9 protein-coding genes are annotated in these 12,727 nt (G+C 71.7%); 8 read left to right on the top strand and 1 reads right to left on the bottom strand.

Features of this window, described 5'->3' with window-relative positions; all coding sequences use genetic code 11:
- Positions 1-77: 77 nt before the first annotated feature.
- The 4 genes from Pth03_RS25395 (at position 78) to Pth03_RS25380 (ending at position 6,236) form a co-directional block, all read left to right on the top strand.
- Complete coding sequence (locus tag Pth03_RS25395) at positions 78-1,151, top strand: lysylphosphatidylglycerol synthase domain-containing protein (protein ID WP_203946888.1); 1,074 nt, start codon at positions 78-80, stop codon at positions 1,149-1,151.
- A gap of 103 nt (positions 1,152-1,254) precedes the next feature.
- Positions 1,255-4,590: an ATP-binding protein gene (locus Pth03_RS25390; protein ID WP_203946887.1), complete on the top strand. Its 3,336-nt coding sequence runs from the start codon at positions 1,255-1,257 to the stop codon at positions 4,588-4,590.
- Between the two features lie 110 nt (positions 4,591-4,700).
- On the top strand, positions 4,701-5,207 hold the full coding sequence (locus Pth03_RS25385) for a DedA family protein (protein ID WP_203946886.1): 507 nt from the start codon (positions 4,701-4,703) through the stop codon (positions 5,205-5,207).
- Between the two features lie 66 nt (positions 5,208-5,273).
- A complete protein-coding gene (locus tag Pth03_RS25380) occupies positions 5,274-6,236 on the top strand; it encodes a D-alanyl-D-alanine carboxypeptidase family protein (RefSeq protein WP_203946885.1) in 963 nt (320 codons plus the stop codon).
- On the opposite strand, the gene Pth03_RS25375 is transcribed toward Pth03_RS25380, so the two are convergent.
- Entirely contained in the window at positions 6,233-7,060 is an 828-nt protein-coding gene (locus Pth03_RS25375) for a TrmH family RNA methyltransferase (RefSeq protein ID WP_239119347.1), read from the bottom strand. The genes Pth03_RS25380 and Pth03_RS25375 overlap by 4 nt on opposite strands.
- Positions 7,061-7,126: 66 nt before the next feature.
- Between Pth03_RS25375 and Pth03_RS25370 the strand changes: the two genes are divergently transcribed.
- The 4 genes from Pth03_RS25370 to Pth03_RS25355 all read left to right on the top strand — a co-directional run bounded on the left by Pth03_RS25370 (position 7,127) and on the right by Pth03_RS25355 (position 12,727).
- Entirely contained in the window at positions 7,127-7,843 is a 717-nt protein-coding gene (locus Pth03_RS25370; protein ID WP_239119346.1) for a cation diffusion facilitator family transporter, read from the top strand.
- A 540-nt stretch (positions 7,844-8,383) separates the two neighbouring features.
- Positions 8,384-10,177, top strand: coding sequence for a substrate-binding and VWA domain-containing protein (locus Pth03_RS25365; protein WP_203946884.1), 1,794 nt, complete (start codon positions 8,384-8,386; stop codon positions 10,175-10,177).
- Between the two features lie 202 nt (positions 10,178-10,379).
- A complete protein-coding gene (locus Pth03_RS25360; protein WP_203946883.1) occupies positions 10,380-11,927 on the top strand; it encodes an RNA polymerase sigma factor in 1,548 nt (515 codons plus the stop codon).
- 197 nt (positions 11,928-12,124) lie between these two features.
- On the top strand, positions 12,125-12,727 hold the full coding sequence (locus Pth03_RS25355) for a hypothetical protein (RefSeq protein ID WP_203946882.1): 603 nt from the start codon (positions 12,125-12,127) through the stop codon (positions 12,725-12,727).

The raw sequence follows: 12,727 nt of genomic DNA, 5'->3' as shown, positions 1-12,727 counted from the left end.
TCCTCCGTCAGGAGGAGTCGGCATCGCGGATCTCCCGCCACACTTGAGGCGACCAAGGACGACTGGGGGCATCTCGAGTGAAGAAGAACTGGCTGCGGGTCGTGCTGTCGGCGCTGTCGCTGGCGCTGGCCGTGGCGCTCGTGGTCTACCTCCCGCAGATCGTGCACTCGCTGACGGGGGCCAAGGTCAGCTGGCACGAGATCGGGCACGAGTTCGGCAGGCTGAGCTGGCAGACCATCCTGCTGATGTCGGTGTTGTGGCTGGGCAGCCTGTGGGCCTACACCTACGTCATGACGTCGGCGCTCCCGGGTCTGTCCAACTTGCAGGCGCTGACGCTCAACGCGGGCGGCAGCGCCGTCAGCAACCTGCTGCCCTTCGGCGGGGCCGCGGGGGTCGCCCTGACCTTCGGGATGACCCGGGGATGGGGTTTCACCAACCGCCCCATCGTGGTCTACACGCTGGTGACGGGCATCTGGAACTCGCTGTTCCGGTTCCTGTTGCCCGCCGTCGGCATCGCCTGCCTGCTCCTCGCCGGCAAGGCGACCAACCCCACCGTCGCCAAGGCCGGCTGGGTGGGAGCCGTCTCCATGATCGTCCTTGTCGCGATCGTGGCCGCCGCGCTCTATTGGGATCGGGCCGCCGCCCTGCTCGGCCGGGCGCTCGACGGCCTCATCCGGGTGCTGCCCCGCAGGTTCCGGCCCGCCGAGCACGCCGCCTCCGGCGCGATCGACCGGCTCCGCCAGGACACCGCCGACGTCATCCACCGGCGGTGGGCCGGCCTGTCCCTCGGGATGATCAGCTTCCTCGCTCTCCAGTGCCTGATCATGGCCGCCTGCCTCGTGGCCACCGGCTCCTACCCGGGGGCCGCGGAGACGGTCGCCGTCTTCGCGCTCAGCCGCGTGCTGACGTCGGTTCTCGTCACGCCCAGCGGCGCGGGGATCATGGAGGGCGGCGTGGCGACCCTGCTGATCGGCGCCTTCGGGCAGCCGGCGAGCGGCGCGACCGCGGCCGCCGTGCTGTTCGGGTTCTGGACCTACACCATTGAGATCCCCTGGGGGGCGCTCGCACTCGGGGCCTGGTCGCTGCTGCGCAAGCGGGAGAGCGCCGCCGCCCAGAGCGCGTCGACGCTCACCCGCGCCCAGGCCACCTGATCGCCCGGGAGCGATGTCCGCGACGGTGAAGACCTTGTGCGCAGTTCGCGGGCCCGCATACCGTTGCGGCTGAAATGCATCGTCTATCAGTAGCGGACGCCCGATGAGCTCGGTGGCGTTCCGGGTTCTCGGCCCGGTCGAAGCGGACGACGGGGCCGGGCGCATCGATCTCGGCGGTCTGCGGCAGCGTGCCGTGCTTGCCCGGTTGCTGGTGGCCCGGGGACAGGTCGTGCCCGTCGGCACGTTGTTGTTCGACCTGTGGGACGACGACGCCGCCAAGGGCGCACAGTCGGGCCTCCAGGTCTACATCTCCCGCCTTCGCCGGGTGCTCGAACCCGACCGCCCGCGTGGCGGACCCAACCGCCTGCTGGTGACGGTGGCCTCCGGCTACGCCCTGCGGGCCGCCCCTGAGCAGGTCGACGCGCTCCGTTTCGAGGCGACCGTGCGCGCGGCCGGGGAACGGCTCGACGACGATCCCCAGTCGGCGCGGGCCAGGCTGGAGTCGGCTCTCGCGCTCTGGCAGGGCACGCCGTACTCGGGGTTCGACGACCCGCCCTGGGCGGAGGCCGAGGTGGCGCGGCTCAGCGAACTGCGGGTCGTCGCCAGGGAACGGCACGCCGACGCCGGCATTCGCCTCGGCCTGCACGCCGAGACCGTGCCCGACCTGGAGGCGCTGACCGCCGAGCACGCGCTGCGCGAGGAGGGCTGGCGGCTGCTCGCGCTGGGGCTCTACCGGTGCGGACGGCAGGGCGACGCGCTGGCCGCGATCCGGCGGGCGCGCACGATCCTGTCCGACGAGCTCGGGATCGACCCCGGCCCCGCACTGCGCAGGCTGGAGGCGGGCATCCTCGCGCAGGATCCCGCGCTCGACCTCGTCCCCGCGGCGCGCAGGCCCGTCGAGATCGGCTCGACCTGGCCGCCCCGGCCCCTGGAGGGCAAGGCCCCCGCTCCGCTGGAGCCTGAGCCGTTCGTGGGGCGCGAGGCCGAACTCGTCGCGCTGTGGTCGGCGGTGCCGCGCGCCGCCGCGGGGAGGTTCACCGTCGCGGTCGTCGGCGGGGATCCGGGCGCGGGCAAGACCACCCTGGTCCGCCGGTTCTGCGAACGGCTGGAGAACGAGGGCTGGATCGCCACGGCGGGCGGCTGCCCGGACAGCACCGCCACTCCCCCGGGCTGGGCATGGGTCGAGGTGCTGCGCTCGCTCGTCTCGCGCAGCGGCGCGGGCGAGTACGCCGATCTGCTGGCCCCGCTGCTCGACGACACGGCGCCCGACACCGGCGCCGACGAGGCGTCGGGCGGCTTCCGGCTGCACCGCGCGGTCGGCGGCTACCTGTCGGCCGTCGCGCGCGAGGCTCCCCTGCTGATCCTCGTGGAAGACCTGCACTGGGCCGACGACCAGACGCTCGCGCTGCTGCGCGCGCTGCCGAGCCTCCTGGCGGCGAGCCGGGTGCTGCTCGTCGTGACCTGCCGCGACGGAGAGCTGACCGACCCGCAGCAGGACGTGCTCGCCGCGCTCGCCCGGCTCGGCCCCGTCAGAGTGGGCCTGGAAGGGCTCGGCGACGACGCGGTGGCCGAACTGGTCCGCGCCACCTGCGTACGCGAGGTCGAGGACGAGGTCGTCAGCACGATCGTCGAGCGGGCGGGCGGCAACCCCTTCTTCGTGAAGGAGACGGTCCGCCTGTTCGAGGCGGAGGCCGACATCTCCGAGGTGCCCTCCGGGGTGCGCGACGTGCTGCGCAGGCGGATCGCGCGGCTGCCCGAGCGCGCCCAGCAGGTGCTTCTCCAGGCGGCGGTCATCGGCCGTGACGTCGACGTCGACGTGCTGATCGACGTGTCGGGCGACGAGGACGCGGTGGTGGACGCCGTCGAGGCGGCCCTGCTCGCCGGCCTGGTCACCGAGCCCGGAACCGGCCTGCTGCGCTTCGACCACGACCTCGTCAGGGACACCCTGTATTCGGACGCCTCACGGCTTCGCCGTTCGCGCCTGCACGCGGCGGTGGCCGCGGCGGTCGAGCGGCGCGCCCCCGGCGACGTGGCGGCGCTGGCCCACCATTACGACGCGGCGGGCACGGCCGAGACCGCGGCGAAAGCCGTACGGTATGCGGGGCTCGCCGCCGAGCAGGCGGAACGGCGTTTCGCGCACCGGGAGGCGGCCTCGCTCTGGCAGCAGGCCATCGCCGCCCTCGACCGTGCGCACGCGGGGAACGGCCCCGTACGCGAACGCCTGGAGCTTCAGCTCAGGCACATCAGGGCGCTGGCCCTGTGCGGCGACATGAGCGCGGCGCGCGCCCAGCGGCGGCAGGCCATGGACGTCGCCCTCCCCCTCGGCGACATGGCGCTGACCGCGCGCGTCGCCGCCGCGCTCGCCGTGCCGCACAAGGGCATCGCCCGCGACTTCAGCCGCACCGCCTGGGAGATCGTCGACGTCACGGAGAAGGCGCTGGTCGAGCTGCCGGCGGGCGAGCGCTCACTGCGGGCGAGCCTGCTGGCCACCCTCGCGCTCGAACTCGAGGGGTCGGCCACCGAACGCGGCTACCAGGCCTCGCTGGAGGCCGAGGAGCTGGCCCGCTCCAGCGGCGACCCCGCGCTGCTGGCCATGGCGCTCAGCGGGCGGCTGCGCCAGTCCTACACGCTCACCCAGGTGGACGAACGGGAGGCCATCGGCCGGGAGTTGCTGCGGGTGGGCGCGGCGTCCGGGCAGGTCGCCGTACTGGCCCTGGCCCACCTGGTGCTGCTGGAGTGCGCGGCGGCGCGGGGCGACTTCGCCGAGGCCGACGAGCACCTCGCGCAGGCCGAGTTGCTGGGGCGGCGCTACGACCTGACGGCGCCCGCCGCCGTCGGCGCGTGGTACGCGGGACAACGCCTGGTGATCAGCGGCGACTACGCCGGGGCCGAGCGCGCCTACCGCACCGCCGCCAGGCTGACGGCCAGGGCGGGCATGCTGGAGGGCCGTCAGGACCTGCCGCTGATCGCGACGTTCTGCCTGCACCTGGTCGACGGGCGCGCGGCCGAGATGGTCGAGCCGCTGGCCGAGGCGCACCAGCGCGGCGCCAAGTGGACGCCCGACGCCTATGCCGTCGCCCTCGCATCGGCGGGCCACATGAAGGACGCGCTGGTGATCGCCGCTGGTCAGGAGCCCGTCCGCACGGACTTCCTCTACGAGCTCGCCCTCATCTGGAGGGCCCTGGCGGGCATGCTGCTCGGCGACGAGGGCCGGATGCGTGAGGCCTACGACAAGCTCGTGCCGTTCCGCGACCGCATCGGCGGCGCGGGGACGGGCGTGGTCGCCCTGTGGCCGGTGGCCAGGACACTCGGCGATCTCGCCGTACGGCTCGGCCTGCCCGCCCGCGAGCATCACGAGAAGGCGCTCGTGGTCGCGGAGCGGGTGGGGGTGGCGCGCTGGATCGAGGACGCCAGGAAGGCGCTCGGTTCCACGCCGTGACCCTGCCTGCCGGCTCGGAGGCGACGGTCGATCTTCGTGACGACGTCTTGCGGGCGCCGCCGCACCGAGAGGTAAGGTGACCCTGACCTCAGGAAGGGCGGTGGTGGCCCGTGCATGTCCCCGACCCCCTGGGGGCCTCGATCTTCGGCCTGCCATTGTGGCTCGTCGTCGCCGTGGGCGCGGTGGCCCTGTTCGGCGCGTTCCAGGTGTACTACTGGCTGGGCCACAAGCTCGGCGACGCGATCTACCGTTCCCGGCTGGGCGAGAAGATCGGCAAGGAGCGCATCCTCCGGGTCGAGGCGATCGTTCGCAGGTGGGGAGCCCTGGCCGTCTACGGCTGTTTCTGGATTCCCGGGCTGCGCCACACGCTGCCGTGGGTGGCGGGCGCGTTGCGGGTCGACTACCGGTGGTATCTGGTGGCCAGCGCGCTGGGCTGCCTGACGTGGGTTCCGGTCACGTCCTTCGGCCTTTATTCGCTCATCGGGACGTGGGTGAGCCTGGTCGCCTCCTCACCCCTGCTCGGCCTCGGCGTGCTCGTCGTCGTCGCAGCCGTGACCGCCGGGTTCGTCATTTGGCGTCGTCGCGGAAAAAGAACTCCCAGCACCACAACGTCCTGATTTTTTCGTTTATAGCGCCCTTTTATAAACGCATTCACGGCCGATCTTTCATGCGATCATGTCGAAATGCGAATCAGGCTCATCGGCGCGCTGACGGCCGCCTTTCTCGCGACGAGTTTCGTGGGAACGGCCACCGCGGCGGCCCCGCCGTCGCTCACAGCCCCGCCGCCGCTCACGGCGACGGCATCGCTTACGGCGCCGCCCCCGGCGGCGCTCTCCTCCTCCACATCGATCCCCGTCGCCACGTCCGCGGCGGCCGCCGCGGCGGCGCCCTCGATCACGGCCAAGCGCGCGTACGTGGTCGACGCCACCACGGGCAAGGCGCTGACGGCGAAGTCGTCGACGAGTCGCGTGCAGATCGCCAGCGTCACCAAGCTCATGACGGCCTACGTCGTGCTTCAGCGGGCCAAGCTGACCGACGTCGTCACGATCACCAAGGCCGACATCCAGTGGGCCGCCTCTCACGGCGCGACCGGCGGCGGCTTCAAGGCGGGTGAGAAGTTCTACGTGCGCGACCTTCTCTACGCCCTCCTGCTTCCCTCGGCGGCCGACGCCGCGAGCGCCCTCGCCACGAAGTACGGCTCGGGCAAGACGAAGTTCGTCGCCAGGATGAACGACGCCGCCAAGAAACTCGGGCTGAAGGACACCCGCTACGCCAACGCGGACGGCCTCACCTCGACCGTGTCGTACTCGACGGCGCGCGACCAGGTGACGCTGGCGCGGGCCGTGCTGAAGAACCCCACGCTGGCCACGATCGTCAAGACCGGCAGGCGCACGGTCGCGGCGACCAAGGTCCACCGCAAGCACACCTGGACCAACACCAACAAGTTGCTCGGCGAAGGCGCGATCGGGCTGAAGACCGGCTACACGGCCAAGGCCGGTTACTGCCTGGCCTTCGCCCAGGTGAAGAACGGGCACACGATCGTCGGGGTCGTCCTCGGCGACAAGGGCGACACGGCCCGCTTCACCTCCGCGCGCAGGCTGCTCAGCTGGGCCGGCGCCCAGGTGAAGGCGGCGGCCGCCGTCTAACCCCGGGCCACCAGGCTGTGGCAGGCGATCGCGGCGGCGGCCACGACGTTGAGCGAGTCGACCCCGAGGTCCATGGCCGTTTCGCTCATCGGGATGCGCACCGGCAGATCGGCCTCGTGCAGCCAGTGGGACGACAGGCCGTCGCCCTCGGAGCCGAGCATGAGGGCGACGCGCTCCTTCAGGGGCGCGTCGCCCAACGCCGTCGCATGGCGATCAGGAGTCAGAGCCAGCAACTGGAAGCCCGCCGCGCGGATCTCCGCCAGGCCGTCGTGCCAGTCGGTCATGCGGGCGTACGGGATCGCGAACACCGCACCCATCGACACCTTCACCGACCGGCGGTACAGCGGGTCGGCGCAGCGGGGCGACAACACGATCGCGTCGACGCCCAGGGCGGCGGCGCAGCGGAAGATGGCCCCGACGTTGCCGTGGTCGACCAGATCCTCCAGGACCACGATCCTGCGTGGCGGCCCCGTGCGGCTGTCCTTGCCCGCCAGCACCTCGGGTACGGGCGGAAGGGGCAGGCGCTCCATGGAGGCCAGCGCCCCCCGATGCACCTGGAAGCCGGTCACGCCCTCCATGACCTCGTCGGACACCAGATAGACGGTGACGTCGCGGGTCACGTCCGCCAGCTGGCCGAGCCACTTGGCCGTCGTCAGCACCGAGCGCACCGGGTGCCCGGCCCCCACGGCACGCCTGATGACCTTCTCGCCTTCGGCGACGAACAGCCCCTGCGCGCCCTCCATGCTCTTGCGCAGGTCGACGTCGCGCAGGCGCGTGTAGTCCGCCAGACGGGGATCGGCGGCGTCTTCGACCGGGATGACCACGCGCCAAGGGTACGGCTTGCGCGACCGTTGCCCGGTCTTTGCCGACCTCCCCGAACGTCACCCTGGGTGACCGATACAGTGCTCAACGCCATATCGGCCCGCATGATCGGGGGACAGGTGCCTGACCGGCGAACGCACACGAGCCCCCTCATGGATCACGGCCACGTCCACGCCGGCGTCCGCACGGAGCCCTGGCTCAAGGACGCGCGGCTGGCCCGCACCCTGTCACTCGCGACGCTCGTCTGGCTCGGCGCGGAAAGCACGCTCGGCCTGTGGGCCGGTCTGTCGGCGGATTCCGTCGCGCTGATCGGGTGGGGCCTGTCCTCACTCGTGGAGGCCCTGGCCAGCCTGATCGTCGTGTGGCGCTTCACCGGTGTACGGCTCGGCTCGGCGTCCGCGGAGGCGACGGCGACCAAGGCGGTGGCGATCAGCTTCTGGCTGCTCGCGCCGTACCTGCTGCTGCACGTGGCCTACGACCTGGCCCAGGGTCACAGGGCCGCGCCCACCGTGCTCGGGTTCGCCGTGACGACGATCAGCTTGGTGAGCATGCCACTGCTCGGGGCGGCCAAACGCCGACTCGGGGCCAGGCTGGGCTCGGCGGCGACGACGGGAGAGGGAACCCAGAACCTGCTCTGCGCCGCGACGGCCGCCGCCGTCCTGGTGGGGCTGGCCACCGGCGCCGCCGGCTGGTGGTGGTTCGACCCGGCCGTCGCCGCCGGGTTGGCGGGCGTGGCCGTACGGGGAGGGTGGAAGGCGTGGAACGGCGGTTCCTGCTGCCACTGAAAGGTCACGACCGCGAGGTCGAGGTCGATCGCGCGCAGGGCCCGGACCAGCGCCGCCCCACCCCCGGGATCGGTCCACGCCCGGGCGTACCGCCCCGAGAGCACGACGTCCCGCAGGCACGTGAGGGTGCGTAGCTCCTGCCTGACTTCGGGGGTGCACCCGGGCTCGGCGAACTCGATGAGGACGAGGTCGCCCGGCCGCCGCCGGCACGCCGCGAGAGGACCGCCGTCGACGGCGACGGCCGCGTGGTCCGCCGTGCCGTTCCGGCCACCGATGTCGCCGATGCCGCCGTTCACGATCATCGCCACCCCCGCGCTTTACGCATCACGATACATCGCGTTTCTTCGGGGTCAAGATGTATCGCAAGATGGCTTACAAAGTGCCCGTTTGGTATGACTTTTCGTAATCGCTGCACCATGATCAGCGTTTTGCCATGGATGGCATAGCCAGTATCGTGCCGTAAGCATTACGCAGAATCTCCCTAAATGGTCTCGCCGAGGTGCGTACCCTCGGGAGCCAGTCGACTCCAAAGAGGACCACATGGGACGGCACCGCACAGACGAACTCGATGGCGGATTCGAACCACACAACGAACCGCCACCCCGTCGGCGCGCCAGCCGCGGCAGGGTCTTCGCCCCCCTCGCGGGCGCGGCGGCCTTCGCCGTCCTCTGCGGTGTCGGCGCCTACGTCGTCTTCAACAAGAACCCGAGCTGCGACAGCGGGGGCGCCAAGGTCGCGTTACCGGTCGTCGCCTCGCCGGACATCCAGCCGGCCGTCGAGAAGATCGCCAAGGACGCGAAGAACCTGCGGGTCGACGGCAAGTGCGTGGCCGTCACGGTCACCGCGGCCGACTCCTCCGACGTCGCCAACACGATGGCGGGCAGCGGCCCCACCACCACGAAGGTGGACCCCGCCCTGTGGATCCCCGACTCCAGCCTCTGGCTGGCGGGGACGGCCAAGGCGGGCGGCCCGTCGCTGAAGCCGGCGGGCCATGCGGCCGACTCCCCCGTGGTGCTCACCGCGTCCAAGGCGGGCGCCACGAAGCTGAAAGCGGCCTTCAGCCCGGCGAGCTGGACCGGGCTCATGAGCGCCGCCAACGCCGCCAACCCCGACGGCCTGGCCAAGAAGGTCCGCGTGCTCGCGCTCGACCCCACGCAGAACGCCGCCGGGCTCAGCGCCCTCCTTGCGGGCGCGGGCGTGCTGAAGGCCGCCGGCGGCAGTGAGGACACCCTCGTCGGCGTGCTTCGCCAGCTGTCGGAGTCGACCGTGCCGAGCCCGGACAGCCTGTTCGCGACGCTCACCAAGACCGCGACGCGCATCCCTGTGGGCATCTCCTCCGAGCAGGCGGTCTGGGCGTTCAACACCGGGAAGTCCCCGGCCAACCCCGCCGTCGCGCTCTATCCGGCGGAGGGCACGGTCAGCCTCGACTACCCGATCATCGTCACCGCCAAGGACGAGCAGCTCCGCAAGGCCGCGGAGGCGTTCTCGGCGCAGGTGACCTCGGCCGCGGGCCGGCAGGTCGTCCAGGCGTACGGCTTCCGCGCGCCGGACGGCAAGGCCGGCGGCAGACTCAAGGCCGACTACGGCGTCAATCCGAAGAAGCCCAAGGAACTGCCGATCCCCGACGCGGCGAGCATCACCAAGCTGGCGCAGGCCTGGCAGCAGATCAAGCTCGGCACCAAGATCCTCGCGTTGATCGACATCTCGGGCACCATGGCCCTGCCCGCCGACAAGTCGGGCGTCACCCGGATGCAGGCCATCTCCGGCGTCGGCATCGAAGGCCTCAAGCTCTTCCCCGACAAGGCCGAGCTCGGCATCTGGGCGTTCTCCGACAACCTCCGCGGCAAGGGCGTCGACTGGAAGCAGATCGTGCCGATCGGCCCGCTCGCCCAGCAGATCAACGGCGTGACCCGGCGCGACGTCATCCAGCAGGCTCTGCAGCAGACCAAGGCGATCCCCACCGGCAACACCGGCCTCAACGACACGCTCTGGGCGGCCTACCAGAACATGTCGAAGAGCTATGAGCCCGACAAGGTCAACACGATCATCCTGTTCACCGACGGCGTCGGGAACGACGACCCGAACGGCGGCATCTCCAACGCGGGCATCCTGCAGCGGCTCAAGCAGGCCTACAACCCCAAGAAGCCGATCAGCATCCTGATCATCTCGTTCAACACCACGAAGGACGAGAACCGGACGCAGATGAAGGCGATCGCCACGGCCACCGGCGGCGCCGCGTACTTCCCGCAGAACGTGCTGGAGATCCGCAAGATCTTCCTGCAGGGCATCGCGCGCCGCCTCTGCGCGCCCAACTGCGGGGGGACCCAGAAGTAACCGCACGACTTGAGTTGACGCCGGGCCCCATTGGGACCCGGCGTTCACTTTTGCCGCAGCACTCGCTCAGACCACAGTTTTCGCAGGTCATGCCTAGTGAGCATGGCCTACGGATCAGTAAACGAAGGCCGTCGGAACGGCGTCATCTCTCGTGTGGGGACTGGCTTGGATCTGGTTTCCGTCACGCGGGGAGGAACATCTGTTGCCCGGATGGCCGGACGTCGGCCGCACCGACGATCATCGAATTCTGGAAGCGCTCCGGCGCGGGGACCCACATGCTCCCGCCGGTCTCTACGACGCCTATGCCGACCGGCTGAACGACTACGCCCATTCGCTTGTGCACGACCAGGATCTCGCCGCGGACGCCGTCCACGACAGCCTGGTCGTCGCGCACGCGCGGGTGGACCTGCTGAAGGAGCCCACCCGGCTGCGCGCCTGGCTGTACGCGCTGACCCGGGCGCGCTGCTCGACGGGCGGGCGCACCCCGCCGCACGGCACGTCCGCGCCGATCCTCGGCGAGGAGCCCGCCGATCCGCTGCTCGCCGACCTCGTCCGCGAGTCCCTCGCCGAACTCGGGCGCGACGAGCGCCAGGCCCTCCACCTGTCCGTACGGCACGGCCTGTCCTCCGCGGAGGTCGGCGCGGTGCTGGGCGTCACCTCCCGGCAGGCCGCCGGGCGCATCACCCGTGCCCGCGACCAACTGGAGAACGCCGCCGCCGCGATCGTCCTGGCCCGCGTCGGCCGGGCCCACTGCCCCGACCTGTCGGCCCTCGTCGACTCCGGCGTGGGCGCCTCCTGGCAGGACGGCCCGCTCAGCCCGTCGCTGCGCAGGAGGCTGAGCAGGCACATCAGCGGATGCAAGGTCTGCAAGGAGGGGCGCGAACGGCACGTCTCCGCCGAATCTCTGCTCGCGATGCTCCCGGTCGCCTACCCCCGGCTGTCGCTGCGCCGCCAGGTGATCGCGACGTGCACCGACCCCGAACGGGAGCACACGCGCGCGGCCGTCGTCGAGCAGGCCGGCCGCGTCGACCGCAGGGGCTTCCCCGCCGGCGGGACGGAGTCGCGGAGCAGCGGCGCCAGGAGGCGTCGCGGTTCCCGCAAGCGCCGCCGCACCACCCCGGTGCTGCTGGCCGCGGTCGTGGTGTTCGGCGGGGCCGGCGCGGCCACCCTGGTCTACACCCAGGCGCCGCAGCGCCGCCTGGAGGCGATGAATCCGCCGCCCGCGCCGCAGGAGGTGCTCACGACCGCGCCCGACGTCGGCGACGACCTCCCGGAGCCGGAGGCGTCCGACGGCCCGACTGAGCCCACGCCGTCGCCCTCGCGCTCCGCTCCGCCGCCGAGTGCGAGCGGGACGCCCACCCGGACGGCCTCCCCACGGCCCACGCCGTCGTTCTCGCGGACCCCGGCGCGACCTCTGTCACAGGCGGAGCTCGACATGAACTGCCCCGGCGGCCTCGGGGCGGCGACCGGTGGCGCAATCACCCTGGCCGCCCGCAACGCCGCCGTGGAATGGTCCGCGACGGTGGGCCAGGGGCTGACGGTCACGCCGAAGCGAGGCAAGCTCAAGGCGGGCGCGGCGGGCCGGATCACGGTGACGGTCGCCGACCCGTCCCGGCCGGGCAACGGCGTCGTCTCGTTCCGGTCCGCGGCGGGCAACCCGTCCTGCCGCCTCTCGTGGACCGGCACGGGCGCCGGCGAGCCCTCGGACGACCCGCCCGCGACCCCGTCTCCCGACCCGTCGGGCGCCTGATGCGATCCGCCGGGGCGCCCGAACGGCCCCTCGGGGCGCCCCGGCGCGTCTCACCAAGCGCATGGCCACCATGGGCACCACCAGCGGCGATGCCGTACGCGCCGGGGCTTCCCGCCGGTAACAATCCTGGGTTTCGAGGTGTCAGCCCAAGCGCGAAAGGGGAGAAACGTCGCGACCGAGGATTTGAGGGGGCAATTGTGGCCCAAGCATGGCTTCCCGGCGCCATCCGAATTCCCTCCTCCGAGGACTCCGGGCCGATGGCCGGTGGAGCTCCCCGGACTGTCTGGTTCATCTGGCCCGCCGATCCGCACGGAATATCCGCGCGGTCGGTAGCCCAGCGCCTCATCCAGCTCAAACGCCCGCCCCACCTGGTGTGGAATCCGGTGACCGGGGAGATCTCCCAGCTCCTCCCGGTCATGCGGGCCGCCGGCGGCCTCCCCGGCGACCGGGGCAACAACGGGCGGGTATGCGTGCAGATCCGGGTGATCGGCTCGGCGCATGAGCCGTTCACCGACACCAAGCTCGACCGCCTCGACGACATCCTGTCGTGGCTCGACTCCTGGGACGTGCCCCGCCTGTGGCCTGCCGGACCTCCTCGGCCGTTCCCCGAGTCCCTCGTGTCCGAGCGCAACACCCGGCTCTGGGCCAGGGGAGGCCACTTCGGTCACTCCCAGGTGCCCGGAGCGAGCGAGGGAGACCCCGGGTCGATCGACATCACCCGCATCGTCGGCGACGAGTCCCGCGATTTCGCGGTCCCTCGCCCGCGCGACGACTTCCCGCTGCTCGAACGGGTCGTCTGA

Source organism: Planotetraspora thailandica (assembly GCF_016863335.1).
Taxonomy (GTDB): Bacteria; Actinomycetota; Actinomycetes; order Streptosporangiales; family Streptosporangiaceae; genus Planotetraspora; species Planotetraspora thailandica.
Note: the sequence above shows the minus strand (reverse complement) of the source record. Positions and strands in the feature narration are given on the sequence as shown.

Bases quoted from the DNA above. Each gene is read 5' to 3' on its own strand.
- Pth03_RS25390 (WP_203946887.1), top strand. From the start codon at position 1,255: ATGAGCTCGGTGGCGTTCCGGGTTCTCGGCCCGGTCGAAGCGGACGAC.
- Pth03_RS25380 (WP_203946885.1), top strand. From the start codon at position 5,274: ATGCGAATCAGGCTCATCGGCGCGCTGACGGCCGCCTTTCTCGCGACG.
- Pth03_RS25365 (WP_203946884.1), top strand. From the start codon at position 8,384: ATGGGACGGCACCGCACAGACGAACTCGATGGCGGATTCGAACCACAC.